We start from the raw sequence: 24,018 nt of genomic DNA on the forward strand, positions 1-24,018 counted from the left end.
GAGATATCCCTTTTGTAGCTAAACCCTGTGTGTGCGGTCCATCACAGCAGGTACGTTCTTGCTCCGCCGGAACACGGCTGCACCAAGAGAGGGCTCGGCCATGGCGTCATCGTCACAGGCATCACGGGCAGTTCCCAACCGGGCGGTTCCCAACTTCGCCTTCCGCCGGCTGCGGGGGCAGCGCTCGCCGGGGGAGTTCGCGGCGAGTGTGCGCAAGGCGGCTCGAGAGATCGGCGAGCAGGTCTCGTGCGACGCCCGCTATATCGGGCGTGTCGAGGCAGGCGAGATCCGCTGTCCCAACTATGCGTACGAGCGGGTGTTCCTGCACATGTTCCCCGGTCTGACGCTGGCGGACCTGGGGTTCGCGGCGCGGGAACAGGTGCGGGGCGGCGGCCGGGGGCGGCCGCCCGAACCTTCCCTCAGCCCCCTCGACCTTTTTGACGGCAACAGTGACAGCGACATCGACGAGGAGAGCGACGTGCTGCGTCGCGCATTCATGACGAGCGGCTCCGCCACCGTGGCGGCCGCGTCTCTCGGGCTCGGTCCCGGTCCCGGCCTTGTGCCCGCACAGCGACGCGTCGGCGAGGCGGAGGTGAACGCCGTCGAGCACGCGGTACGCCGGATCCGACTGCTCGACGACAGGCACGGCGCGGACGGGCTCTACAAGCGGGCCGCGCAGCCGCTGCGGGCGGCGTACGCACTGCTCGACGCGGGCACGGCCGCGCGCCCCTCGACGGCGGACCGGCTGCACGCGGGGGCGGGCGAACTCGCCATCTCGGTGGGCTGGCTGGCGCACGACTCGGGCCGGTTCGACGATGCGCGCTCGCACTACGCGGAGGCGCTGGCGACGGCTCGGGTGGCGGGCGATCCGGCGCTGGAGGCGCACGCGTTCTGCAACACGTCCTTCCTGGCGCGGGACGGGGGCCGCCACCGGGAGGCGGTCCGCGCGGCCCAGGCGGGCCAGCGGGCGGCACGGCACCTGGCCTCGCCGCGACTGCTGTCCCTGCTCTCGCTTCGGGAGGCCGGCGGCTGGGCGGGGCTCGGGGACCGTACGGGCTGCGAGAAGTCCCTGGGGCGGGCGTACGCGTACTTCGACCGGGGCCCGGCGGAGGCGGATCCGGAGTGGATGTCCTTCTTCGGCGAACCGGAACTGGAAGCGCTGCAGGCGCAGTGCTGGTCGGCCCTCCGCGACTGGCCCCGGGCCGCCCGCCACGCCCTCCGGGCGGCGACGCTCCAGGACAGCCGCTTCACCCGCAACCTGGCCCTGTACCGGGCCCAACTGGCGGCGGACCTGGCTCGCGCCGGAGCCCCGGACGAGGCGGCGGAGGCGGGCCACCAGGTGCTGGACCTGCTGGCGGAGGTCCAGTCGTCACGCATCCAGTCGATGCTGTCGGACACGGCGAGGGTGCTGCTGCCGAAGCGGAGGACGGGGGGTGTGGGTTCGTTCCTGGAGCGGCACGGGGAGTCGCTGCGAAGGGCGTGATGCGGGCGCCCCCCCGGCGGGAAACTCACCCCTCCAGATGGCCCGTGTCGTTCCAGCGCTCCACCGCCGGTGCACCGTACGCCCACCCGAGCACCGACAGACTCGTCGGGTCCAGCTTGATCCGCGCCGCGAACGACGGGTCCATGCCCAGCCACCGCGCCCCCAGCACCCGCAGGATGTGGCCGTGCGCGAAGACCAGCACGTCGCGGTCCGCCGAGCGCGCCCACTCCACGACCTCGTCCGCCCGCGCGCCGAGCTCCGACAGGGTCTCGCCGTCCGGGACGCCGTCGCGCCAGATGAACCAGTCCGGGCGGTCCGCATGGATGTCCGCCGGGGCCAGGCCCTCGTACGCCCCGTAGTCCCACTCCATCAGGGCGTCCCATCCGGTCGCCCGGTCACCGAACCCCGCCAGCGCGCACGTCTCCGCCGCCCGCACCAGCGGGCTCGTACGGACCTCGACGCCCTCCAGGCCCGACCACGGCGCCCGGTGCAGCCGCTCTCCCAGCAGTTTCGCCCCGCGCCTGCCCTCTTCGAGCAGGGGGATGTCCGTCCTGCCGGTGTGCTTGCCGAGCAGTGACCATTCCGTCTGGCCGTGCCGGGCGAGCAGGATGCGCGGTGCCATGCGGGGTCTCCCTGAGGTTCACATCGGGTGGCTTTCCATCATCGCGCACCTGAACGCGGGGCAACCTCCAAGTCGATCTCAGCGTCCCTCTACAGGCCGGGACCCGCCGACGGAGCGTCGCCCTGTACACCGTACGGTCGAACGGTGGCCGATGGCCGCCTGAACACAAACTGGAGAAACGTTCGGATGCCGTACACCGCGCCCCGCCATCGGCCCCGCTGGTGGACCGAACTGACGCTGATCGCAGTGGTCTACGCCGCCTACTCGGCGGGCCGGCTGCTCGCCCGCGGCGATGTGTCGACCGCGGTCGACCACGGCATGGCGATACTCCGGGCCGAGAAGGCCCTCCTCCTCAACGCCGAGCACCCGCTCAACCGCCTCTTCAGCCAGACCCCCGCCCTCGGCATACCCGCCGACTTCGCGTATGCCTCGCTGCACTATCTGGTCACTCCGGCCATCCTCGTCTGGCTCTTCCGCCGCCGCCCCGCCCGCTACCACGCCGCCCGCACCTGGCTGATGCTCTCCACGCTGCTCGGCCTCGTCGGCTTCACCCTGCTGCCGACCTGCCCGCCGCGGCTGCTCGACGCCGGTCAGGGGTTCGTCGACACGATGGCGCAGTACAGCTCGTACGGCTGGTGGGGCGGCGAGGCGAGCGCGCCGCGCGGCCTGGGCGCGATGACCAATCAGTACGCGGCGATGCCGAGTCTGCACGTCGGCTGGGCGCTGTGGTGCGGCGTGATGCTGTGGCGGCACGGACGCACGCCGCTGATGAAGGTCCTCGGCGTCGCCTACCCGCTTCTCACCACCATCGTGGTGATGGGCACGGCGAACCACTACTTCCTGGACGCGGTCGCCGGCGCCGCCGTGATGGGCGTCGGCGCACTGCTGACGCGGCCCGCGATGCGCCTCGCCGACCGGGTGCGCACACGTGTCCTGTCCGCTCCTTCCGGCTCGAAGTCCCCGATTGTCAGTGCCGGATGCGAGACTTCCGCGGGTGAGCGAATCCCTGGACAGCGGACCACCTCCGCAGGCGCCGACGACAGCACTCCGGCAGCGGCTCGCTGAGCTGCGCGGCCCCGCCGCCCAGCCGCATCCGCTCGACGCCCGCGCGCTGGCCGCCCTCGCCGCGAATCCCGGCTGCAAGCGGCGCGCTCTGCTGGACGGCGCCGGGGTGGACAAGGCGGCGCTCGCCTCCGCGCTGGGGTCCCCTGCGGCGTTCGGGCAGTCGCAGTTCGCGTTCATGCGCGGCAATGCCTTCGAGGCCAGGGTCAAGGCCGACGGCGGTACGGAACTGATGCGGCTGCTGGGCGTGGACGCCCCGGCCGAGGTCCGGGTGCCCGATCTGTCGGCGGCCGGTCCCGAGGGCCGGGCCGCGCGTACGGCGCTGGCGCTGCGTGAGGCGACCGCGGCCGGTGCCCAGGACGGGGTGTGGACGCTGCTCGACCATCCCCTGCTGGCGCTGGAGGTCGCGGGCTCCCCCGCCTATCTGGAGCCGGACGCGGTGGTCGTCCACCCGGACGGGCGGTGGACGGTCGTCGAGATCAAGTCCTTCCCGATGATCGACGCGTCGGCGGACGCGGCGAAGGTGGGCGCGGCCGCGCGCCAGGCCGCGGTGTATGTGCTGGCGCTGGAGAGGGTCGCCGCGCTGACGGAGGGCGCGGAGGTGGCGCACTCGGTGCTGCTGGTCTGCCCCAAGGACTTCTCCAATCTGCCGACCGGGTCCGTCGTCGACGTCCGTAAGCAGTTGTCGGTCACCCGCCGCCAGCTGGCCCGGCTGACCCGGATCGAGGACATCGCCGCGGCGCTGCCCGAGGGCACGACCTTCGACCTGGAGCGGCCGGCTGAGGAGCTGACGGCGGCGGTCGAGTCGGTGTCCGCGGCGTACGCCCCCGAGTGCCTGGCCGCGTGCGAGCTGGCCTTCCACTGCCGTGACCGGGCCCGCGATTCGGGCGCGGTCGAAGCGCTGGGCCGTGGGGTGCGCGGCGAGCTGGGCGGGCTGACGACGATCGGCGACGTCCTGGCGGCGGCGCGGGGGGCCGCGGGCGATCCGGACGATCCGGCGGTCGCCGCCCTGCGCAGGGCGGCGGCGCTGCGGGCCGAGGCACTGGAGGCGGCCGGATGTCGCTGATCTCCACGCTTGCCCGGCTGGAGGCCGTGGAGTCCGGGCGGGCGCGGCCGTTGGCGACCGTGCGGCACCGGCATCTGTCCGATCGGCCGCTGGTCTTCGTGCCGCTCACCACGGCGGGTGAGGCGGGGGCGCCGCTGGGCGCGCTGGTCGGCACCGATCCGCAGGAGCCCCGGCTGCTGGTCGTGGCGCAGCCACGCGACCGCGATCTGCGCTTCACGTTCCTCGCGGAGCTGGCCGACGCGGTGCTGCCGCATCTGGATGCGTACGCCGACGACATCGAGCTCGTCGAGCGTGGGGGCACCTCCCGGCCGAAGGCTGGGGGAGAGACGGATGCGGAGACCGGCAAGAGGGTCAAGGTGGAGGCCGAACTGTGCGCGGACGCCCCGCAGTTGATCGTGCCGGGGCGGGCCGGCATCGACTTCGTACGGCTGCTCGGCCGGTCGATGCGGTTTCGGCGTACGGCGGAGGAGGACCCCGACGCGCCCTACCCCGCGCCGCCGCGGGTGCCGCTGCTCGGCCGCTGGCTCACGCACTACGGCGAACGGGCCCGGGTGCCCGGCTCCTCGCTGCTCCTCGCCGCGACCGATCTGCTGAACCGGCACTGGGCGACCGGTCAGTCCTCGCTGGAGGACCAGCATCTGGGGGCGCTGCTCGCCTGGATCGATCCACCGGAGGGTGAGTCCGGCGCGGATGCCGCGCTGCGGGCCGAGCTGGCGCGGGGCCGGGACGGGCAGCTGCTCTGCCCGCCGGCCGGGCCGGCCACCGACCCGGCCTTCGACAACAGGCTGCTGGCTCCGGCCGTGGAGCGCTACGACCGGGCGCGGCAGGCGCTGGGCGCGGCGGAGGACGGCGCGGCGGCGGATGCGAGGCTGGGTGAACTGAGTGTCGCCGAGCGGGAGATCCGCCGGCTCGTGCTGACCCAGCTGCTGCCCACGTGGCACGCGGTGTGGCGCAGCCTGGAGCTGTTGCGTGAGCTGCCGGAGGGCTCCAGGGCGGCGGACCGCTGGACTCGGGACCGCTGGTCGTTCACCGCGCACCGCGATCGCGTACGGGCGGGCGAGCCGCCGCAGCCGCGCCGCGACGACGCGGTGACGGCCGCGCAGAAGCTCGCCTCCCGCGAGACGGCCCAGGCGCAGCTGGAGGCCCAGGAGGCGCTGGACGACCCGCTGGTGCTTGCGGGGCGCAGGCTGGCGGGCGAGGCGTTCCTGAGCGAGGTGACGGAGGTCGTGATGGCCTGGTCGGACTCGAAGCGCCCGAGCCCGCGTCCGCTGCTCACAGTCCGCACGGACGACCGCCCGCAGCTCGCCGAGCGGGCGAAGGTGTACCGCTCGCTGGCGGGCAAGCCGCAGACGGCGGAGTTCGTACGGTACGACGCGGAGGGGACGCTGGTGCTGCGGCTGACGGACCGCATGGGCCGCGCCAAGGACCCGGCGGAGGGCTCGGTCCCGGGGAAGGGCGACCGGATCGCGTGGACCCTGTTCGAACACGACCATCGGGGCGGCCCCAAGCTTCCGCCCCCGGAGGAAACCCCGTGGACCCACGGCGGGCCCCCGGGCACGTCGGCCCAGAGCCCGGACCCTGTGACCCCGGAGGACGTGCTGTGACCCGGCCAGGCTTCGAGCCGTCCGTCGAGGCTGCCCGGGCCACGGACGCGATCCTCGACGACACGCTGCACGGCTCCCACCGCGGTGTCGTCGTGGACTCGCCGCCCGGGGCCGGGAAGTCCACGCTCGTGGTGCACGCCGCGCGGGAACTGGCCGCCGCCGGGCGGCCGTTGATGGTCATCGCGCAGACCAACGCCCAGGTCGACGACCTCGTCGTCCGGCTCGCCGAGAAGGAGCCCGCGCTGGCGGTCGGGCGACTGCACAGCAATGAGCCCGATCCGTACGACAAGGCCCTCGACGAGCTGGACAACGTCCGCAAGTCCGCCAAGGCCGGTGACCTCGCCGGGCTGGAGATCGTCATTTCGACCGCCGCGAAGTGGGCGCATGTCCAAGGCGTCGAGCCCTGGCGGCACGCCATCGTCGACGAGGCCTACCAGATGCGCTCCGACGCGCTGCTCGCCGTCGCCGGGCTCTTCGAGCGCGCGCTGTTCGTGGGCGACCCCGGTCAGCTGGACCCGTTCTCGATCGTCGGCGCTGACCAGTGGGCCGGGCTGTCGTACGACCCCTCCGCGAGCGCCGTCTCCACCCTGCTGGCCCACAATCCTGAGCTGCCGCAGCACCGGCTGCCCGTCTCCTGGCGGCTCCCGGCCTCCGCCGCGCCGCTCGTCTCCGACGCGTTCTACCCGTACACCCCCTTCCGCAGCGGTACCGGCCCCGGCGACCGGCGGCTCGCCTTCGGGGTGCCGTCGGACGGCTCGGGCCCCGACCGGGTGCTCGACGAGGCGGCCGAGTCGGGCTGGGGCCTGCTGGAGCTGCCCGCCCGCCACACGCCCCGTACCGACCCCGAGGCGGTACGGGCGGTGGCCCTGGTCGTACGCCGGCTGCTGGACCGCGGGGGCGCGGCGACCAGCGAGCGGTCCACGGAACCCGTCCCGGTCACCGCCGACCGGATCGCCGTCGGCACGGCCCACCGCGACCAGGCGGCTGCGGTGCGGGCGGCGCTCGCCGAGCTGGGCGTCGCGGACGTCACCGTGGACACGGCGAACCGCCTCCAGGGCCGTGAGTTCGACGTCACGGTCGTCCTCCACCCGCTCTCGGGCCGCCCGGACGCGACCGCGTTCCATCTGGAGACGGGCAGGCTGTGCGTGCTGGCCTCCCGCCACCGGCACGCGTGCATCGTGGTGTGCCGCGCGGGCGTCACCGATCTGCTGGACGAGCACCCGTCGACGGAGCCGGTCCAGCTGGGCGTCACGGTCAAGTTTCCGGATGGCTGGGAGGCCAACCACGCGGTCCTGGCACACCTGGCGGAACACCGGGTGAGCTGGCAGCCGTAGGCACACTTGCATTCGCCGCGACAATGGAAGGCGGCGATGGGTATGCGATGGACACAAGGTCAACGGAGGGCGGCCCGGAAAGGGGCTCGCACCTGGGCGAGGAGGAGAACCACATGGCGGAACCCGAGCGGAGCGAGCGGAAGCTGCGACCGGCCCCGCTGCTCTTCGAGCCGTCGGAGGCTGCCGCCGACCCCGAGCACTTCTTCGACCTGGAGTCGATAGAGGACCCGCGGGAGCTGCTGGCGCGGTCGACCGAACTGGCCCTGGCGTTCCGCGCGGCCACCGACCGCGCCGTGGAGTACCAGGCGCTCGCCGCCGCCCAGCTCGCCGACCCGCGCCGGTTCGACCGGCTGACCCCCGCGGACATCGCCGAGCGGGCGGAGTGGACCGAGGACTACGCGAAGAAGATGATCGAGTTCGGCCGCGGCCTGCTCCGCAACACCACGCCCTAGCCCCCCGCCTCGCCTCAACATCGCGCATGGCATATGCCGGGGCGCAAGATACGCCTCCCCGACCGGCCCTGTCTCCGTTTCCGCCAACTCTCAGAAACGGAACGGTCACTCCGGGTAGGTCTTGTTCCATGAGTGCATGGCTGCAAGACGACTCTCTGCCGGCCCCCGGCTCCGGTGACGACGAGCGCCGGACCCACACCTTGGCCCTCCTGCGGGAGGAGGGCAGGCACCAGGTTGCCCAGGTCACATCGCCCGGCGCGAGCTGGCTCGTCTCAGCCGTCGGCCATCCGCGCTCGATGCTGGCCCTCTGGGAGACCCACCCGTACGCCCCCGCCGTACTCCCCTGCGGCTCCGTTTTCGACGTCGTGAACGTGCCCACGATCTTCGGCCGCCGCATGCTCGACCGGCTCTGGGAGGAGGGGCCGGGATCCGGCCCCGTCGCCATGCACCGCGGCCGGATGCTGCTCTTCGCCGCCCCCGGCACCGCGCACCGCCTGCCGTCCCTGCTCGGCTGGGAGGAGTGCGGCGACTCCGTACCGCCGGTGCTCTGCCACGGCACCGGCGACGCAGTCACCGTTCCGCCGCTGGCCAAGGGCCACGCCGCGACGGGCGGCCCGCGCTGGCTGGTGGCCCCCGACACCCGGCACCCGTGGCTGCCGGGGCCCGAGGTGGTGCTCTGGGCGTGCGTGCGGGCGGTCCGCGCGGCCTCGGCTCCCAGCGTCCGTATATCGATTTTTCCTGGCGCCGATCAGGATGCTAAGGTCTACGACGTCAGCAGGCGCCGCTAGCTCAGTTGGTTAGAGCAGCTGACTCTTAATCAGCGGGTCCGGGGTTCGAGTCCCTGGCGGCGCACAGACGGAGAAAGCCCCTCGCGAGAGCGAGGGGCTTTTTCGTACGCCCGGACGCCGGGACCCGGACGACCGGACCCCGCGCCCCACCCCCGCACCGCAGCCCCCCGGACGCACCGCTACGTCGTGGTGATCTTGACTGTCCACGCGCCCGACCGCGTACGGTCCGCCACCTCCACCCTCGTCCGTCCCCCCGGCACCCCCGGCATCGTGAACGTCTCGCCGACCCCCAGCGGCGCATCCGCCAGCGGCGGGTACACCGACGTGTCCCAGCACGCCGAGCTGTCCGGGTGGGTGTCGACGACCTCCGCCGGGCCGCCACCCGAAGCCGTCTCGGCCTGCACGCGGTACAGCAGCACCCCCTCCCTGCAGGTCGACTCGTCGTTGCCCGTCGATCCGCGCACCTCGATCGCGAGCGCCGTGTCCACGCCGGTCCGGACGACCGCGAGCCGCGTGCCAAGGCTCCCGCCCGGGGCCGGCGCGGCCGAGATCGGCTCCAGAGTGATCCACTCGGCCTTGGTCACACACCGCACGGCCCGCTTGTCCAGCCAGCCCAGCTTCCACTTGTGCCAGCCGAAGAGATCCGGGGCAAGACCGAACTGGCTGCCCATCACATCCCAGTCCCCGACGTACGTGTCCCAGTCGCCCTTGCCGTCCGTCGGCCGGTGGTAGAGGTCAGGCAGGTCGAAGACATGCCCGGTCTCGTGGGCCAGCACATTGCGGTCCGGCGGGTGGCGCTCGAAGACGGTGACGACCCGGTCGACGTCGGTGCCGTCGGCGTGCAGGGGCTCGTCGAAGTTCACGACCTTCGTCGCGTCGGAGTCGACGCCGGGCGCGTCCGGGTCGGCGACCAGATAGACGATGTCGTAGCGGGAGAAGTCGACGGTCGGGTCGGCCGCGTTGATCGCGTCGCGCAGATACCCGGCGCGCTGCCCGGGCTCCCAGTCACGGCTTATCCCGTACGCCGTCGAGGCCTTCGGCATCGCCACCCACTCGCGCTGCGAGTGCGGGCGCAGCACGAACTTCCCGTACGAGGCACGCGCGAAGAATGTGCTGGTGGCCGGGAAGTGGTCGGCCGCGAGCTCGCGCGGCGCGTTCAGCGGGACGGAGTCCGGGAACGACAGGAAGATCATCACCGCGTCCAGTTGCCGGGCCGGGCGCGGATAGTCGGTGTTCCACGTGTCCACGCCCAGGGAGTGGTGCGCGGCCGTGCGGGTCAGCGCGCAGGGCCCACCCGCCGTCTTGGCCACCGCGGGGCCGGCCACGAGCGAAGTGGCGGCGAGCGCCACGAGGGAAGTGAGGGCAGCAGCGGCGCTCCGCAGGCGCACGGGTTCCACTCCCTCGGGTGTTCCCTCGGACGACTGCTGACCCTCCACGTGGACCTCCGGCTGCGGAATGGGCGACACCTCAACCACCTTGTGACGGTTTTTGGCAGTACGCCCTGTTCCGCTGCCCCACCCGGGTGACCGACCCGACACCGGCTCGACACCGACCCGAGACCCGACGACACTCCGATGGCTCACGGAACGTCACATTCGGTCAGCACGGATCGACCCCGACTCAGACCTGTGCAGAAACGATCGACCGAAGGCCGTGAATGAGCCGTCTCGCAGCGGCGTAGCTGGAACGGCCCATGGGCCAGCCTCTATGATCGGCAGACTTTCCCGGCTTCTTCCCCTTGCCGCCGGGCTTCTTGCCGGATTTCTTGCTGATCACATCGGTACGACCCTGTACGACACGACTGCACTGCGGGAGCGAGCGGTGAGCGGAACCTCCGAAGGAACAGGGCCCGCGGGAGTCGCCGCCGACCCCAGCAAAACCGGGCTGTCGATCACAGAGCGTAACCGCTTCGGCCGGACCACCGCCGAACTGCGCGACTACCGGGCCGCGTTCAACGCCGCGCACCTCGCGATGGCGGTCGTCGACCACGAGGGCGTCGTCGTCACCGCCAACGCGGCCCTCGCCGCGCTGCTGGGCACCGAACCCGAGACCCTGCAGGAACAGTTCGCGGCGGACCTCGTCGACCTCGCATCGGACCGCCGCACCTGGCACGCGTACCGCGAAGTGCTGCGCGGCCGCCGGTCCCGGTTCCGCTGTGCGCGCCGCCTCAAGCACCCCGACGGGCGCACGCTGTGGGCGGAGGTGACCGTCGCGCCGGTGCCCGACAGCCGCAATGTGCTGCTCTCCATCGCGGACATCAGCGACCGGCGCGAGCTGCACGCCCGGCTGCGCCATCTCCAGATGCACGACCCGGTGACCCGACTGCCCAACCGCACACTGTTCTTCGAGCGATTGTCGGCGGCGCTCGAGTCATCGGCGTACGACCACGGCTCGACCGGCCGGATCGGCCTCTGCTATCTCGACCTCGACGGCTTCAAGGCGGTCAACGACACCCTCGGGCACCGGCTCGGCGACCGGCTGCTGGCCGCGGTCGCCTCGCGGCTCACCGAGTGCGCGGACAGCTACGGATACACGTGCAGCGGCGGGCACCTGGTGGCGCGGCTCGGCGGCGACGAGTTCGCGATCCTGGTCGAGGAATCCACCGGTACGGAGCAGCTCGCCGATCTCGCCAAGTCCGTACTGGCCGCGCTGCAGCAGCCGTTCGACCTGGCCGGGCAGCGTGTTTCGGTCTCGGCGTCGATCGGGGTGGTGGAACGGACGGTGTCCGGGACGAATGCCACCGGGCTGATGCAGGCCGCGGACACGACGCTGTACTGGGCGAAGGCGGACGGCAAGGCCCGCTGGACGCTGTTCGACCCCGAGCGCAACGCACACCGGATGACCCGTCAGGCGCTGTCCTCGACGCTCCGCCCGGCCGTGGAGCGCGGGGAGTTCACGCTGGAGTACCAGCCGCTGGTGGGGATGGCGGACGGGGTGACGCGGGGCGTGGAGGCGCTGGTGCGCTGGAACCACCCGCAGTTCGGCACGCTCGCGCCGAATCGGTTCATCGGCATCGCGGAGGAGGACGGCTCGATCGTCCAGCTCGGGCGGTGGGTGCTGCGTACAGCGTGCCTCCAGGCCCGCCAGTGGCAGAAGGACCACCCGGACGCGCCGCCGCTGTTCGTCAGCGTCAATGTCGCCGTACGCCAGGTCTGGGACTCCGACCTGGTGGCGGACGTGGCGGGGATCCTGGCGGAGACGGGACTCGCGCCGCATCTGCTGCAACTGGAGCTGACGGAATCGGCGGTGATGGGCTCGGCGGGCCGCCCGCTCCAGGCGTTGCATGCGCTCAGCGACATGGGCGTGCAGATCGCGATCGACGACTTCGGGACGGGGTACTCGAACCTCGCGTATCTGAGCCGGCTGCCGGTATCCGTACTGAAGCTCGACGGATCGTTTGTCCGCGGCTTCCAGGACGAGGCGCATCCGAACCCGGCGGACGAGACGATCGTCGAGGCGATGGTGCAACTGGCGCACCGGCTGGGCCTGACGGTTACGGCGGAATGCGTCGAAACGGCTGGTCAGGCGTCGCGGCTGCGGCGGATCGGCTGTGACACGGGCCAGGGCTGGCTCTACTCGCGGGCGGTGGCGCCGGAGCAGATCGCCGAGCTGATCGGCGTCGGAGCGTTGTCCGTCTGACGCCAGGTCTGACGCCCGGTCCGACGCCGGATCCGGGCGACCGGGTGGGAGCCGACCGCCCCCGGCCGGAAGGACGTTCCGGGCGGGGGCGGCGGCCTGTGGGGGGTCGGGGGTCAGCGGCTCAGCAGGCGCCCAAGTCCTGCCAGACGCCCCATTCGCCCGTCGTGCCCGGCTCTTCGCCCTGGGTCCACCACTTCGCCTTCCAGAGGTGGCCCTTGTGGGAGACCTGCGCGCCGCCGGTGTACGCCGGGGTGCTGGACCAGGCCGCGGCCGTGCAGCCCGCCGGCGGGTCGGAGGGGGACGGAGTCGGGGTCGGGCTGGAGGGCGACGGGGTCGGGTCCGACGGGGACGGGGTCGGGTCCGACGGGTCCGGGTTCGGGGAGCCGCCGACCGCCGTCACGATGTCGTTGAACAGCGTCGCGTTCGCGTCCAGGCCGAGCAGCGAGTACATCATCGCGCCCGCCAGGCCCCGGCTGTGCCCATAGTCCGCCCGCGCCTGGATCGCGCGCTTGTCGAGGCCGGTGAAGAACTCCCCGTCCTTGTAGAAGTACGCCGCCTTGGCCTCGTCGTCCCAGAACGTCGTCGCCGCGTTGTCGACGACCCCGCCGAGCTCCTTGTAGTGCGCGATGCCCGCCTGCTGACTCACCGGTCGTGCGCCCGATGCGCCGGTCGCGGACTGCGCGAGGCCGTTCTTCGCGCCGGCCGGGACGCCCTTCCAGCCGCGGTAGTAGAACTCGTACCCCAGCGTCAGTTTGTTCGCCGGGAAGCCGCCCGCGATGCCGTACGCCGCGTTCCCGTCGAGCCAGGAGTCGATGGCGTTGTCGATCGAGTACTTCTGTGTGCCGGGCGCGATGGGGTCCGTCGGGTCGGAGGCCGGCGAGTACAACGGCGACTGGTGGTACGTCGGGCCGTCCGCGTCCCAGGCGCCGTGCATGTCGTACGTCATGATGTTCGCGTAGTCGAGGTACGCGCCGATCTTGTCCGTCTCGATGTGCTTGATCTTGTCCTGGCCGGCCGGGAGCGCCGACGTCAGCAGGTACTTCTTGCCGCCGTGCGCCGCGCCGTACTCGTCCAGCTGCTTGCGGAACTCCGCAAGCAGGAGAGTGAAGTTGGCCTTGTCCTCGGGTCCGTAGTGATTGCCGAGGTGGCCGCCCTCCGAGCCCGGGTACTCCCAGTCGATGTCGATGCCGTCGAAGATCCCGGCGGCGGTGCCGGGGCCGCCGTAGCCGCCCTCGACCGGCAGGTCGCCCGCGATGTACTGCTTGACGCAGGAGGCGACCAGCTTCTTGCGGCTCGCGTCCGTCTTGGCCGCGTCGTGGAAGTACTTGGAGTACGTCCAGCCGCCCAGCGAAATATTGATCTTCAGCTTGGGGTGCTTGGCCTTCAGCTCCCTGAACTGGTTGAAGACCCCCACGATCGGCTGGTTCCAGGTGTCGGCGACGCCGTCGACGCTGTCCGCCGCCGCGAAGGACTTCTGGTAGTCGGCGTACGAATCGCCCGCGCCGTCACCGGCGTTGGGATTGGCGTCGTCGCCCGCGGCCTTGTTCGCCTCGAAACAGGTCAGTTCGGTCGGGTGGATGTTGCCGAACGAGTAGTTGAGGACGTCGAGCTTGGCCGCGATGCCCCGGGTGTCCAGATGCTTGGGGTAGAAGGCGTTGCCGTACACGCTCCACTGGTCGTAGTACGCGATCTTCACCCCGCCGGTGGACGCGGCGGCGGTCGTGACGTCGTCGCCGGCCGCCTCGTCGGCGGTGCCTGGGCCTACCAAACCGGCCAGGACGCCTGCGGCAAGGGCCGCGGTCGTCAGGGCCGCGAGCAAGGGTCTGCGGGAGCGCACGGGACAGCCTCCGGGGGGATGTACGGAACGGGACCTGGGACAGGAATGGGAACGCGAGTTGGAGAAGAGATAGCGATCAGGCCACCGCCGCGTCAATGGTCTGAACCAAATCGAGGACTAGACCAATTTTGGCGAGAAATCGCTTGTCAGACACCCACACCCCGCACGCAGAACCGCTCGCCACCAACGGTGACGAGCGGTTTAAGGCCCTATTAAGGGCCCGGGGACGGACAGTTCAGCAGTGAACCACTCCGCCCGCGAAACCCAGGTTTTACTCGGCCCCCGGCAAGTCGTAGGCGTCCGCGATCAGTTCGTAGGAGCGCAGCCGCGCATCCCCGCCGTGCGCATTCGCCGTGATCATCAACTCGTCCGCGCCGGTGCGCTTCTGGAGGTCGTCAAGTCCCGTCCGCACCTCGTCCGCAGTGCCGTGGACGACGTTCGTCAACCAGCTGTCCACGAACTCCCGCTCCATGGGGCTGAATTCGTACGCCGCCGCCTCATCGGGCGTGGGGATCAGCCCGGGACGGCCGGTGCGCAGCCGGACCATGGACAGGGCGCCGGTCAGGACCTGGCGGCGGGCCTCCTTCTCGTCGTCCGAGGCAAGGGCCGAGACACCGATCAGCGCGTACGGGGCGTCCAGCACCGCGGACGGCCGGAAGGACTCGCGGTACAGGTCGAGCGCCGGGATGGTGTTGTGCGCCGAGAAGTGGTGGGCGAAGGCGAAGGGCAGTCCGAGCACTCCGGCCAGCCGGGCGCTGAAGCCGGAGGAGCCGAGCAGCCAGATCGGCGGGCGGGCGGAGGGGCCCTGGACCGGTCCTGGCACCGCGTGTATGCGGGAGTACGGATGCCCGTCCGGGAAGTCGTCGTCCAGGAAGCGGGTCAGCTCGGCGAGTTGCTGCGGAAAGTCGTCGGCGCCCTCGTTCAGCCCATCGGCCCGCCGCAGGGCCGCGGCGGTCGGGCCGTCGGTGCCGGGCGCCCGCCCGAGGCCCAGGTCGACGCGGCCCGGCGCGAGCGCCTCCAGCGTGCCGAACTGCTCGGCGATGACAAGCGGCGCGTGGTTCGGGAGCATCACGCCGCCCGAGCCGAGGCGGATGCGCTCGGTGTGGGCGGCGAGGTGGGCGAGGATCACGGCCGGGGACGAGGAGGCGACGCCCGGCATCGAGTGGTGCTCGGCGACCCAGTGGCGGTTGAAGCCACGGCTCTCGGCCAGCCGCGCGATGTCCACGCTGGTACGCAGGGCGTCGGTAGCGGTGCGACCGACGCCGACCGTCACCAGGTCCAGTACAGACAGGGGCACTGGGGCCGTTCCGTTCGCCGTGCCTCGAATCGCGTCACCCTGAATCGCGTCGTCCACCGGTGCAGCCCTCCTGCGCATGAAGTACGTACAGCACGAGCTAACAGGAGGGCCTCTCCGCTTTATTCCCGCCCGGTCACTTCAGTCGGGATTCATTCCGGCTTCGCGAACAGCGTGCCGAGCTTCGGCCCGAACACCCACGCCTTGCGCCCCGCCAGCCGCAGCCCCTCCCACACCGTCACCTGGTTCGCCGTGAGGACCGGCTTACCGAGCAGGTCCTCCAGGTCGGGGAGGTACGCCGCGGTGTGCAGGGCCGTGTCCGGCAGCAGCACCACCTCCGCGTCGGGGTGGTCGCCCGCCCTGGCCAGTTCCAGCACCTCGTCCCGGCCCCAGGTGCCGACCTCGGCCGCGGTGACGATCCCGCTCGCCCGGTCGGAGACCACCTCGGCCCCGGACGCCTTGAGGAAGGCGGTGAAGAGGGCCGTGACGTCCTGCGGGTAGGTCGCGGCGACCGCGACGCGCACTGCGCCCAGCGCCCGTACCGCATGCGCGAAGGCGAACGACGTGCTCGACGCCGGCAGCCCCGCGGCCAGCGCCAGCGAGCGGATCTGCTCGCGCGCGCCCTCCCAGCCGTAGACGAAGCTTCCGCTGGTGCACGCCCACACCACCGACTCCGCGCCCTCCAGCCGGAGCTCCTCCACACCCGCGGCGAGCCGCTCCGCCGAGCCCATCCGCAGCAGCGCGTCGACGCGGTGGGCGTCCTCGCCGATGTCAGTGTGGACGACGGGCAGTCTGATGTCGCTGTCGAGCAGCACCTCGAACCGGGGGTAGTCGTCCTCGGCGGAGTGCCCGGGGTAGAGAAGTCCGACTGTCGTCATGTCCAGCCTTCCTGTTCTTCGGGCTCGGTCGCCGGCGCGGTCGTCTGCTCAGCTGTCGGCTCGGGGTCCAGCAGGAGCGCCTGGTACGGACCGACCGCGTGCACCCCGATCCGGCGCAGCGCGGCCCACATCGTCACCTGGTTCGCGGAGAGCACCGGCATCCTCAGTTCGGCCTCCAGCTGCGGGATCGCGTCGTACGTCGGCAGGTTGGTGCAGCTGATGAAGAGCGCGTCGGCCGCGCCCACCACCGCCTGCCGCGCCATGTCCACCACCGACCGGTACGACACCTTCCAGATGTGCCGGGTCAGTCCCAGAAAGGCGCGGCCCGTGACCGTTACCCCAGCTTCTCCCAGATACACCTCCAGTGCCTGGGTCACCGACTCCGTATAGGGCGTGACCAGGGCGATACGGCCGGCGCCCAGCTCCTCGAGTGCTTCCAGCAGGGCGCCGGAGGTGGTCAGCGAGTCGACTTCCCCCGCCGATCTCATCGCCTCGCACATGGCCCGCTCACCGGCGAGACCGCCGACGAAACTGCCCGACGTGCAGGCGTACGCGACCACCTCGGGCTCGGACACGGTCAGCGCCTGGACCGCCTCGCGCAGCGTCTCGTGCTCGCTCACCAGACGGGCGAGGTCGAGGGAGACCTCGACGGGCACATAGGGCGTACGGGTCAGGCGCAGCGATACATCGTCGGGGACCCAGCGCCACAGCTCACGGTCCAGCGCGAAATCGAACGGAGCGACCACCCCGACACCGCGCTGGGGCTGTGGTCCACCGAGGAAGGAGACATCCATCGCAGGCCCCCTAATACGTGTTGTTGACGACGGTAGGTTCGGGTGCGAGCGTGGTCAATCCGTACATGTCAGACGTTACGAAACGGCTTCCGCTTGATGTCCGAACCCACTCTTCTCGTGCTGGCAGCAGACCCGCCGCCCCGTCTCGGGCGGCTGACCGGACGGGTCCACGTCCAGTACGCCGACGAGCAGACGCTCGCCGCCCGACTCCCGTACGCAGACGTCCTGCTGGTGTGGGACTTCCTCTCCGAGGCGGTACGTGCCGCCTGGCCGGGCGAGGGGCCGCGCCCGCGCTGGGTGCACACCCCGAGCGCGGGGGTCGACCGGCTGCTCTGCCCCGAGCTGATCGCTTCCGACACGGTGGTCACCAATGCCCGGGGGGTCTTCGAGGAGCCGATCGCCGAGTACGTCGCCGGTCTGGTCCTTGCCATGGCGAAGGACCTGCCCGGCACCCTGGAGCTCCAGCGGCAGCGGCGCTGGCGCCACCGCGAGGGCCTGCGGGTGGCGGGCACCCGGGCGGCGGTGGTGGGCGCGGGCCCGATCGGCCGGACCGTGGCCGGCACGCTGGAGGCCCTCGGCGTCACCGTGGCGGTCGTGGGCCGCACCGAGCGGCCCGGGATCCATGGCGCTCAGGACCTCGATCCGCTGCTCGCGCGCGCCGACTGGGTGGTGTGCGCCGCGCCGCTCACCGATGCGACGCGCGGGATGTTCGACGCGCGGCGCTTCGGTCTGATGCAGCCCTCGGCCCGGTTCATCAATGTGGGGCGCGGCCCGCTGGTCGTCGAGGACGATCTCGTTGCCGCGCTCAACAAAAGGTGGATCGCGGGCGCGGCCCTCGATGTCTTCAGCTCCGAGCCGCTCGCGCCCGACAGCCCGCTGTGGGACGTGCCCGGGCTGATCGTCTCCCCGCACATGAGCGGCGACACGGTCGGCTGGCGCGACCGGCTCGGCGAACAGTTCGTGGAGTTGTACGAACTGTGGGAGGCCGGAAAGCCGTTCCCGCACGTTGTCGACAAGAAACGTGGGTACGTCCCCATGCATGATGTCTGAGCTGACTGACCTCACCGCACGCCAACTGCTCACCGGCTACGAGAAGGGCGACTTCTCCCCCGTCGACGCGACCCGCGCCGCGCTGGAGAGGATCGAAGTGGTGCAGCCCCTGGTGAACGCCTTCGTCCGGGTGGATGCCGAGCAGGCACTGACCGAGGCCGAGGCGTCCGCCGGGCGGTGGCGCAGAGGAGAGCCGCAGGGGCTGCTCGACGGGGTGCCGGTCACCGTGAAGGACCTGCTGCTGCAGCGCGGCGGCCCGACCCTGCGCGGCTCCATGTCCGTTTCCGCGGAAGGGAGTTGGGACGAGGACGCGCCGTCAGTGGGGCGGCTGCGCGCGCACGGCGCGGTCTTCCTCGGCAAGACGACGACCCCCGAGTTCGGCTGGAAGGGCGTCACCGACTCACCGCGGCACGGGGTGACGGGCAATCCGTACGACATCACTCGCACGGCGGGCGGCTCCAGCGGCGGCAGCGCGGTGGCGGTGGCGCTCGGCGCGGGTCCGCTGTCGATCGGCACGGACGGCGGCGGCTCGGTCCGCATCCCCGCGTCCTTCTGCGGGATCTTCGGGATGAAGCCGACGTACGGACGCGTGCCGCTGTATCCGTCGAGCCCGTTCGGGACGCTCTCGCACGCGGGCCCGATGACGAAGGACGCCGCGGACGCCGCGCTGATACTCGATGTGATCAGCGGCGAGGACTGGCGGGACTGGTCGCACCTGGGCCCCGCGGACGGCGTCCGCGGCACCCTCGCGGACGGGGTGAAGAGGCTGCGGATCGCCTATTCGCCGTCCTTCGGCGGACAGGTGGCGGTGCGCCCGGCCGTCGCGTCCGCGGTACGGCGGGCGGTAGCGGCGCTGGCGGGCCTCGGTGCGTACATCGAGGAGTGCGACCCCGACATCGCCGACCCGGTGGAGGCCTTCCACACCCTGTGGTTCAGCGGCGCGGCCCGGGTGCTGCAGCATCTCGGGCCCCGGCAGCGCGAGGCACTGGACCCGGGGCTGCGGGAGATCGCCGAGGCCGGGGCGCGGCACAGTGCGCTGGAGTATCTGGCGGCTGTCGACGTCCGGATGGATCTCGGCCGGCGGATGGGCCGCTTCCACACGTCGTACGACCTGCTGGTCACCCCGACCCTGCCGATCACCGCGTTCGAGGCGGGGGTGGAGGCCCCGGCACACTCGGGGCACCGCCGCTGGACGGGGTGGACGCCGTTCACATACCCCTTCAACTTGACCCAGCAGCCCGCCGCGACGGTGCCGTGCGGGGTGGACGAGGACGGGCTGCCGGTCGGCGTCCAGCTGATCGGCGCGCGCCACGCGGACGCGCTGGTACTGCGGGCCGCGCACGCGCTCTACGAGTCGGGCGCGGCGGCGATCCCCCCGCCTACGCTCGCGACCCGGTAAGCCGGGGCTTCGCAAAATAAGCCCCGCCGGCGTTTGAGGCGCGGGGTCTGGGGCGGAGCCCCAGCTCCTACGCTCGGCGGAACGACAGCGACTCCCCCAGCGCGCCCGCCCGCCACAGGTCCTGGCAGGCCTCGGCCATCCGGTCGAGGCCGTCGACCACGGTGCCCCAGACGATGCCGGGTACCCAGCCGGTGTCGCCGTTGAGCAGCAGGTTGTTGCGCTCGTAGAAGAGGGCGAGGTCGACGACAGTGGTCCGGCCGTGATGGGCGGCCTGCTCGCCGTACCCGTACGACGCCGTGCCCAACTGCACGTCCGAGAAGGTGAAATAGCATAGATCACCCGGAATGGGGGTCACCGTCGGGTTCTCCAGCGGCGGTTCCTGCTCCGCGAACGCCGGAAAAAGTGCATAGATCTCATTACGGGCATACTTCGCGTGGTAGACGTCCCCGGAGAGCGGCAGCGCGTCCCACACGGCCGCGCAGGTCAGCGGGGCCTTCTCGGTGAGGAGTTTCGCGGTGCACCGCACACCGCGCTTCTCAAGGGCAACGGTCATGTATCGGTCGGCCATTTCGTACGCATACCCCGCGTGGACGCGGGTAGCCGCGCGGCCATGGCTCGAACACCACTGACAGGATCGATTCGCAGACGCACAGTGCTGCTTGGCACCGCTGCCGCCGGCGCGCTCGGCGCCGCGGGCGCGGCCGGCTGCAGCCGGGTGCCGTCGGGTGATGCCCTGGCCCGGCTCAAGTCCCAGCGCACGGTGCGCCTGGGCATCGCGGGCGAGGTGCCCTACGGCTATGTAGACGACCAGGGCGAGTTCACCGGTGAGGCTCCAGAGCTGGCCCGGGTGATCTTCAAGCGGCTGGGCATCGACAACGTCCAGCCGGTCGCCACCGACTTCGCCTCTCTCATACCCGGGCTGAACTCCGAGCAGTTCGATGTCGTCTCGGCCGGGATGTACATCAACAAGGAGCGCTGCGAGCAGGTCATCTTCGCCGACCCCGAGTACCAGATGCTCGATGCTTTCATCGTACGCAAGGGCAATCCCAAGAATCTGCACACCTACGAGGACGTGGTGAAGGCGAAGGCGAAGTTCGCCACCGGCACCGGCTATGCGGAGATCGAATACGCCGTCGCCGCCGGCTTCCCGGAGAAGGACATCGTTATCCTCCAGGACCAGGTGGCGGGGCTGAACGCGGTCGAGTCGGGCCGGGTCGACCTCTTCGCGGGCACCGCGCTGACCACCCGCGAGGTGGTCAAGAAGAGCCGGAAGGCGGAGGCGACCGAGCCGTTCGCGGCCGTCGTCGACGGCGAGAAGAAGATCGACGGCGGCGGCTTCGCCTTCCGCCCCACCGACACCGAGCTGCGCGACGCCTTCAACGTCGAGATCCACAAGATGAAGAAGAGCGGCGAACTCTTCCGCATACTGCGGCCGTTCGGCTTCACCAAGAACGAGATGACCACGCTCACTGCCAAGGAGCTGTGCCGATGACAGCCGGACTCTGGCAGAACTGGGTGCTCCCGGGCATCTGGATCACCGTCCAACTGCTGGTGTACAGCGCGGCGCTGGCCGGCGTCGTCGCCTTCGCGGTCGGCATGGCCCGCACCCACCGCTCGCGCTTCGTCCGCTTCCTGGCGGGCTTCTACACCGAGATCTTCCGCGGCACGTCCGCGCTGATCCTGATGTTCTGGCTGTTCTTCGTGCTGCCGCCGCTGCTGGGCTGGCAGCTGGTCCCGATGTGGGCGGCAGTGCTGGCACTGGGCCTGTCCTACGGTGCGTACGGCGCGGAGATCGTGCGCGGTGCGCTGAACTCGGTGGCTCCGGCCCAGCGTGAAGCGGGGGTCGCGCTCAGCTTCACACCGTGGCAGCGGATGCGGCTGATCCTGCTGCCGCAGGCGGTACCGGAGATGCTCCCGCCGTTCTGCAATCTGCTGGTCGAGCTGCTCAAGGGCACGGCGCTGGTGTCGCTGCTGGGCGTGGGCGACGTCTCCTTCGCGGCGTACCTGGTGCGGCTCGCGACGCAGGAGAGCGCGCAGATCTACACCATCAGCCTGGTCATCTACTTCGTGCTCGCGTTCGGCATCACACGCTCCATGAAAGCTCTCGAGAAGAAGACCAAGAGCAATATCGGCGTCGCGGTCTCCGGAGGTGGCGCGAAGTGAACTGGGACTGGTCCGCGGTCGCGGACTTCATGCCGCGCTTCTGGGACGGCGTGCTCATCACGCTGCAGATCCTGGTGCTCGGCTCGCTGATCTCCTTCACGCTCGGCCTGGTCTGGGCGATCGGATTCAGGGCGCCGACCCGTTTCATACGGTGGCCGGTGAACCTCGTCACGGAGTTCATCCGCACCACGCCGCTGCTGGTGCAGCTCTTCTTCCTCTTCTTCGTACTGCCGGAGTGGGGCGTGCAGTTCTCTGCGCTGACCACCGGCACGATCGCGATCGGGGTGCACTACTCGACGTACACCGCACAGGTCTACCGGGCCGGCATCGACGCCGTGCCGGCCGGTCAGTGGGAGGCGGCGACGGCGCTGAGCCTGCCCGCCCACCGCACCTGGTTCGCGGTGATCCTGCCGCAGGCGATCCGGCGCATCACGCCGGCGCTGGGCAACTACGTCATCGCGATGCTGAAGGACACACCGCTTCTCGCCGCGATCGGCGTACTGGAGATGCTGCAGCAGTCGCGGCTGGAGAGCGCGTCGACGTTCCAGTACACCGAGCCGCTGACCGTGATCGGCATCGCCTTCATTCTCATCGCCTACCCGGCTTCTCTTCTCGTACGAACCCTGGAGCGCCGCCTTGTCCGCTGACACCCGCCCCGACACCTCTCCCGACATGTCCAAGGAACTGATCCGCTTCGAGAATGTGACGAAGCGCTTCGGCGACAACACCGTGCTGGACAACCTCTGTTTCTCGGTACAGCCCGGAAAGCATGTGACGCTGATCGGCCCGTCCGGCTCCGGCAAGACCACGATCCTGCGGCTGCTCATGACTCTGGAATCGCCCGAAGAGGGCACGATCCAGGTGAACGGGAACCGGCTGTTTCCAGCCGCCGAGAAGGAGCGCCGCGAGGCGCGCAAACAAATCGGCATGGTCTTCCAGCAGTTCAACCTGTTCCCGAACATGACCGCCCTGCGGAACATCACCGAGGCGCCGGTGCGGGTGCTCGGCATGTCCAAGGACGAGGCGGAGGAGCGCGCGAAGGAGCTGCTCGACCTGGTGGGCCTCGGCGACCGCTGCGACGCGAAGCCGAACCAGCTGTCGGGCGGCCAGCAGCAGCGGGTGGCGATCGCGCGGGCGCTGGCGATGCGGCCGCAGGTGCTGCTCCTCGACGAGGTCACATCGGCGCTCGACCCTGAGCTGGTCGCGGGTGTGCTGGACGTGCTGCGGGACATCGCCCGCTCCACCGACATCACCATGCTGTGCGTGACGCACGAGATGAATTTCGCCCGGGACATCTCGGACGAGGTGCTGATGTTCGACGCCGGAAAGGTCATCGAGTCCGGATCGCCGGAAAAAATCTTCTCGGAGCCGGAGCATGATCGTACCCGCGAGTTTCTCGGCGCGGTGCTCTGACCATTCACTCCGATAAATAGGTGTGACATTGGCATATGCCAGGGTGCTGAGCCCCAGCCCATGAGGCTGGGGCACAGCATGAAACTCGCCAACAGCCGCCCCCGAAACGGCTCTTGGCCGCTATCGTGGTACGAAAGCTTGCGGTCACAACCTGCTAGGGGGAAACCGTGGCGCTGAAGCCCGAGCCGACCGCGCCGTTCCACTCGGTGCAATACGTCTTGCGCGTCCTGGAGACGGTCTCGAAGCACGGTGGCGGTGTCACCGACGTCCAGATCGCACGCGAGACAGGTCTGCCGACCGGCCACCTGGCCCCCATGCTGGCGATGCTCCGCCGCGAGGGGTATGTGGAGCAGGTCACGGACGGCGCCTATGCGATCGGCGACTCCCTGATACTCCTCGGCTCAGGGGTCACCCGCCAGCAGGCGCTGGAGGCGAAGATCCAGGAGACGCTCACCGAGCTGCGGGACTCGGTCGGGGCTGCGGTCTACATCAGCCGGTACATCGACGGCGAGGTCAAGATCACGCAGTACGCCGACGGTCCACGCGCTCCCAAGGTCAACGAGTGGGTCGACTTCCGCTCGGCCGCGCACGCGAGCGCGGTCGGCAAATGCCTGCTGACCCAGCTGGACGTCAACGGCCGCCGCGATCATCTCTCGCGCCACAAGATCGCCCGACTTACATCGCGGACGATCACCAGCGAGAAGCTGCTCTTCTCGAAACTGGACAGCCAGCCCCCGACGGTCCCGATCCTGGACCTCCAGGAGTACGCGGTGGGCACGGTCTGCGCCGCGGTCCCGCTGACGGCGGGCTCGGCGGTGGGGTGCCTGGCGCTCTCGCTCCCGATCGAGCATGCCCACCGGCTGCGCGCGGCGGCGGAAACGCTGAACCGCAAGGCGGCGCCGGTGGTGCTGTCGCTGGCGATCTAGCCGGGCGGCGGCGGGGGTCACGAGCACCCCTGCGGACCAGGTAGTATTTTTGAGTCAGCAGGCGCCGCTAGCTCAGTTGGTTAGAGCAGCTGACTCTTAATCAGCGGGTCCGGGGTTCGAGTCCCTGGCGGCGCACAGACGGGAAAAGCCCCTCGCGAGAGCGAGGGGCTTTTTCGTGCGCCCAGTCGCCCGGACCGCCTCCTCGCACCCTGGG

Annotated in this window: 22 protein-coding genes and 2 tRNA genes; 17 read left to right on the top strand and 7 right to left on the bottom strand. The window is 70.8% G+C overall.

The genetic code is table 11. The features are described from left to right. The first annotated feature begins 100 nt into the window (after positions 1–100). Complete coding sequence (locus ACZ3H8_RS24060; protein WP_467405038.1) at positions 101–1,483, top strand: tetratricopeptide repeat protein; 1,383 nt, start codon at positions 101–103, stop codon at positions 1,481–1,483. A 25-nt stretch (positions 1,484–1,508) separates the two neighbouring features. Here ACZ3H8_RS24060 and ACZ3H8_RS24065 read toward each other — a convergent pair whose 3' ends face one another. Further along, positions 1,509–2,105 carry a histidine phosphatase family protein gene (locus tag ACZ3H8_RS24065; RefSeq protein ID WP_467405039.1) on the bottom strand — a complete coding sequence of 199 codons (597 nt, stop codon included), beginning with the start codon at positions 2,103–2,105 and terminating at the stop codon, positions 1,509–1,511. Between the two features lie 186 nt (positions 2,106–2,291). Here ACZ3H8_RS24065 and ACZ3H8_RS24070 point away from each other — a divergent pair, with 186 nt between their 5' ends. The 7 genes from ACZ3H8_RS24070 (at position 2,292) to ACZ3H8_RS24100 (ending at position 8,475) form a co-directional block, all read left to right on the top strand. Then, complete coding sequence (locus ACZ3H8_RS24070) at positions 2,292–3,170, top strand: phosphatase PAP2 family protein (RefSeq protein ID WP_467405041.1); 879 nt, start codon at positions 2,292–2,294, stop codon at positions 3,168–3,170. Continuing rightward, positions 3,100–4,233, top strand: a complete 1,134-nt coding sequence (locus tag ACZ3H8_RS24075; RefSeq protein WP_398989924.1) for a hypothetical protein — start codon at positions 3,100–3,102, stop codon at positions 4,231–4,233. Before ACZ3H8_RS24070 ends, ACZ3H8_RS24075 begins: the two co-directional genes overlap by 71 nt. Next, complete coding sequence (locus ACZ3H8_RS24080) at positions 4,224–5,837, top strand: hypothetical protein (RefSeq protein WP_467405043.1); 1,614 nt, start codon at positions 4,224–4,226, stop codon at positions 5,835–5,837. Before ACZ3H8_RS24075 ends, ACZ3H8_RS24080 begins: the two co-directional genes overlap by 10 nt. After that, positions 5,834–7,171 (top strand): AAA family ATPase, encoded by a 1,338-nt coding sequence (locus tag ACZ3H8_RS24085; protein ID WP_467405045.1) that lies wholly within the window; start codon positions 5,834–5,836, stop codon positions 7,169–7,171. The genes ACZ3H8_RS24080 and ACZ3H8_RS24085 overlap by 4 nt, the downstream gene beginning before the upstream one ends. A 113-nt stretch (positions 7,172–7,284) precedes the next feature. Then, positions 7,285–7,623: a hypothetical protein gene (locus tag ACZ3H8_RS24090; RefSeq protein WP_398989921.1), complete on the top strand. Its 339-nt coding sequence runs from the start codon at positions 7,285–7,287 to the stop codon at positions 7,621–7,623. Positions 7,624–7,751: 128 nt separating this feature from the next. Next, positions 7,752–8,411, top strand: coding sequence for a bifunctional DNA primase/polymerase (locus ACZ3H8_RS24095; RefSeq protein ID WP_467405048.1), 660 nt, complete (start codon positions 7,752–7,754; stop codon positions 8,409–8,411). Next, positions 8,402–8,475, top strand: a tRNA-Lys gene (locus tag ACZ3H8_RS24100). Before ACZ3H8_RS24095 ends, ACZ3H8_RS24100 begins: the two co-directional genes overlap by 10 nt. 115 nt (positions 8,476–8,590) lie before the next feature. Here the strand turns inward: ACZ3H8_RS24100 and ACZ3H8_RS24105 are convergent. After that, a complete protein-coding gene (locus ACZ3H8_RS24105; RefSeq protein WP_467405449.1) occupies positions 8,591–9,847 on the bottom strand; it encodes a M6 family metalloprotease domain-containing protein in 1,257 nt (418 codons plus the stop codon). A 385-nt stretch (positions 9,848–10,232) separates the two neighbouring features. Here ACZ3H8_RS24105 and ACZ3H8_RS24110 point away from each other — a divergent pair, with 385 nt between their 5' ends. Continuing rightward, positions 10,233–12,050 carry a putative bifunctional diguanylate cyclase/phosphodiesterase gene (locus ACZ3H8_RS24110; RefSeq protein WP_467405050.1) on the top strand — a complete coding sequence of 606 codons (1,818 nt, stop codon included), beginning with the start codon at positions 10,233–10,235 and terminating at the stop codon, positions 12,048–12,050. Positions 12,051–12,171: 121 nt separating this feature from the next. On the opposite strand, the gene ACZ3H8_RS24115 is transcribed toward ACZ3H8_RS24110, so the two are convergent. From ACZ3H8_RS24115 to ACZ3H8_RS24130, 4 genes are all read right to left on the bottom strand, one after another. Then, the gene (locus tag ACZ3H8_RS24115; protein ID WP_467405053.1) at positions 12,172–13,887 is read right to left on the bottom strand and encodes a glycosyl hydrolase family 18 protein; all 1,716 of its coding nucleotides are present in this window, start codon (positions 13,885–13,887) and stop codon (positions 12,172–12,174) included. Between the two features lie 271 nt (positions 13,888–14,158). After that, positions 14,159–15,262 carry an LLM class flavin-dependent oxidoreductase gene (locus ACZ3H8_RS24120; protein ID WP_467405056.1) on the bottom strand — a complete coding sequence of 368 codons (1,104 nt, stop codon included), beginning with the start codon at positions 15,260–15,262 and terminating at the stop codon, positions 14,159–14,161. Between the two features lie 71 nt (positions 15,263–15,333). Beyond that, complete coding sequence (locus ACZ3H8_RS24125) at positions 15,334–16,059, bottom strand: maleate cis-trans isomerase family protein (protein ID WP_467405058.1); 726 nt, start codon at positions 16,057–16,059, stop codon at positions 15,334–15,336. Further along, positions 16,056–16,853 carry a maleate cis-trans isomerase family protein gene (locus ACZ3H8_RS24130; RefSeq protein WP_467405060.1) on the bottom strand — a complete coding sequence of 266 codons (798 nt, stop codon included), beginning with the start codon at positions 16,851–16,853 and terminating at the stop codon, positions 16,056–16,058. The genes ACZ3H8_RS24125 and ACZ3H8_RS24130 overlap by 4 nt, the downstream gene beginning before the upstream one ends. A gap of 96 nt (positions 16,854–16,949) precedes the next feature. On the opposite strand from ACZ3H8_RS24130, the gene ACZ3H8_RS24135 reads away from it, so the two are divergent. Next, positions 16,950–17,903, top strand: a complete 954-nt coding sequence (locus ACZ3H8_RS24135) for a D-2-hydroxyacid dehydrogenase (protein WP_467405063.1) — start codon at positions 16,950–16,952, stop codon at positions 17,901–17,903. After that, positions 17,896–19,302, top strand: coding sequence for an amidase (locus tag ACZ3H8_RS24140; RefSeq protein ID WP_467405451.1), 1,407 nt, complete (start codon positions 17,896–17,898; stop codon positions 19,300–19,302). The genes ACZ3H8_RS24135 and ACZ3H8_RS24140 overlap by 8 nt, the downstream gene beginning before the upstream one ends. Before the next feature lie 67 nt (positions 19,303–19,369). On the opposite strand, the gene ACZ3H8_RS24145 is transcribed toward ACZ3H8_RS24140, so the two are convergent. Then, positions 19,370–19,870, bottom strand: a complete 501-nt coding sequence (locus ACZ3H8_RS24145; protein WP_467405065.1) for a DUF3830 family protein — start codon at positions 19,868–19,870, stop codon at positions 19,370–19,372. Positions 19,871–19,912: 42 nt separating this feature from the next. Between ACZ3H8_RS24145 and ehuB the strand changes: the two genes are divergently transcribed. The 6 genes from ehuB (at position 19,913) to ACZ3H8_RS24175 (ending at position 23,939) form a co-directional block, all read left to right on the top strand. Further along, a complete protein-coding gene (gene ehuB / locus ACZ3H8_RS24150) occupies positions 19,913–20,794 on the top strand; it encodes an ectoine/hydroxyectoine ABC transporter substrate-binding protein EhuB (protein WP_467405067.1) in 882 nt (293 codons plus the stop codon). Beyond that, a complete protein-coding gene (gene ehuC, locus ACZ3H8_RS24155; RefSeq protein ID WP_398989911.1) occupies positions 20,791–21,465 on the top strand; it encodes an ectoine/hydroxyectoine ABC transporter permease subunit EhuC in 675 nt (224 codons plus the stop codon). The genes ehuB and ehuC overlap by 4 nt, the downstream gene beginning before the upstream one ends. Further along, complete coding sequence (ehuD, locus tag ACZ3H8_RS24160) at positions 21,462–22,112, top strand: ectoine/hydroxyectoine ABC transporter permease subunit EhuD (protein WP_467405069.1); 651 nt, start codon at positions 21,462–21,464, stop codon at positions 22,110–22,112. The genes ehuC and ehuD overlap by 4 nt, the downstream gene beginning before the upstream one ends. A 25-nt stretch (positions 22,113–22,137) precedes the next feature. Then, a complete protein-coding gene (ehuA, locus tag ACZ3H8_RS24165; protein WP_467405454.1) occupies positions 22,138–22,878 on the top strand; it encodes an ectoine/hydroxyectoine ABC transporter ATP-binding protein EhuA in 741 nt (246 codons plus the stop codon). A 167-nt stretch (positions 22,879–23,045) separates the two neighbouring features. Next, complete coding sequence (locus tag ACZ3H8_RS24170) at positions 23,046–23,804, top strand: IclR family transcriptional regulator (RefSeq protein WP_467405071.1); 759 nt, start codon at positions 23,046–23,048, stop codon at positions 23,802–23,804. Positions 23,805–23,865: 61 nt separating this feature from the next. Next, positions 23,866–23,939: transfer RNA gene (locus tag ACZ3H8_RS24175), tRNA-Lys, on the top strand. The last annotated feature ends 79 nt before the right edge of the window (positions 23,940–24,018 follow it).

This window comes from Streptomyces sp. NPDC002868 (assembly GCF_055563295.1).

Excerpts from the sequence above, each read along its gene's own strand:
- ACZ3H8_RS24140 (WP_467405451.1), top strand. The coding sequence starts at position 17,896 with ATGTCTGAGCTGACTGACCTCACCGCACGCCAACTGCTCACCGGCTAC.
- ACZ3H8_RS24070 (WP_467405041.1), top strand. The coding sequence starts at position 2,292 with ATGCCGTACACCGCGCCCCGCCATCGGCCCCGCTGGTGGACCGAACTG.
- ACZ3H8_RS24060 (WP_467405038.1), top strand. The coding sequence starts at position 101 with ATGGCGTCATCGTCACAGGCATCACGGGCAGTTCCCAACCGGGCGGTT.
- ACZ3H8_RS24135 (WP_467405063.1), top strand. The coding sequence starts at position 16,950 with ATGTCCGAACCCACTCTTCTCGTGCTGGCAGCAGACCCGCCGCCCCGT.
- ehuC (WP_398989911.1), top strand. The coding sequence starts at position 20,791 with ATGACAGCCGGACTCTGGCAGAACTGGGTGCTCCCGGGCATCTGGATC.
- ACZ3H8_RS24080 (WP_467405043.1), top strand. The coding sequence starts at position 4,224 with ATGTCGCTGATCTCCACGCTTGCCCGGCTGGAGGCCGTGGAGTCCGGG.
- ACZ3H8_RS24090 (WP_398989921.1), top strand. The coding sequence starts at position 7,285 with ATGGCGGAACCCGAGCGGAGCGAGCGGAAGCTGCGACCGGCCCCGCTG.
- ACZ3H8_RS24125 (WP_467405058.1), bottom strand. The coding sequence starts at position 16,059 with ATGACGACAGTCGGACTTCTCTACCCCGGGCACTCCGCCGAGGACGAC.
- ehuB (WP_467405067.1), top strand. The coding sequence starts at position 19,913 with ATGGCTCGAACACCACTGACAGGATCGATTCGCAGACGCACAGTGCTG.
- ACZ3H8_RS24065 (WP_467405039.1), bottom strand. The coding sequence starts at position 2,105 with ATGGCACCGCGCATCCTGCTCGCCCGGCACGGCCAGACGGAATGGTCA.
- ACZ3H8_RS24095 (WP_467405048.1), top strand. The coding sequence starts at position 7,752 with ATGAGTGCATGGCTGCAAGACGACTCTCTGCCGGCCCCCGGCTCCGGT.
- ehuA (WP_467405454.1), top strand. The coding sequence starts at position 22,138 with ATGTCCAAGGAACTGATCCGCTTCGAGAATGTGACGAAGCGCTTCGGC.
- ACZ3H8_RS24145 (WP_467405065.1), bottom strand. The coding sequence starts at position 19,870 with ATGGCCGACCGATACATGACCGTTGCCCTTGAGAAGCGCGGTGTGCGG.
- ACZ3H8_RS24120 (WP_467405056.1), bottom strand. The coding sequence starts at position 15,262 with ATGCGCAGGAGGGCTGCACCGGTGGACGACGCGATTCAGGGTGACGCG.
- ACZ3H8_RS24130 (WP_467405060.1), bottom strand. The coding sequence starts at position 16,853 with ATGGATGTCTCCTTCCTCGGTGGACCACAGCCCCAGCGCGGTGTCGGG.